Below are 406 nucleotides of genomic sequence, written 5' to 3' on the forward strand. Positions count from 1 at the left end.
CGGCTTGACCAGAACCTGGCCACGTTCAACGTCGTCACGCTTGGTACCACGCAGCAGGACGCCGCAGTTCTCGCCAGCACGACCTTCGTCCAGCAGCTTGCGGAACATCTCAACGCCGGTGCAGGTGGTGGTGGTGGTGTCACGCAGACCAACGATTTCCAGCGGGTCTTGAACCTTGACGATACCGCGCTCGATACGGCCGGTAACAACGGTACCGCGACCGGAGATCGAGAACACGTCTTCGATTGGCATCAGGAACGGCTTGTCGATAGCACGCTCTGGCTCTGGGATGTAGCTGTCCAGAGTTTCAACCAGCTTCTTGACAGCGCTGGTGCCCATTTCGTTGTCGTCTTTGCCTTCCAGCGCCATACGAGCCGAACCAATGATGATCGGGGTGTCGTCGCCT

General features: G+C 58.9%; 1 protein-coding gene. It reads right to left on the reverse strand.

Features of this window, described 5'->3' with window-relative positions:
- The coding region (locus DM373_RS28505) for an EF-Tu/IF-2/RF-3 family GTPase (RefSeq protein WP_244215151.1) at nt 1-406 on the reverse strand (406 nt) is incomplete at both ends.

It is taken from the genome of Pseudomonas sichuanensis (assembly GCF_003231305.1).
In the GTDB taxonomy this organism is placed as follows: domain Bacteria; phylum Pseudomonadota; class Gammaproteobacteria; order Pseudomonadales; family Pseudomonadaceae; genus Aquipseudomonas; species Aquipseudomonas sichuanensis.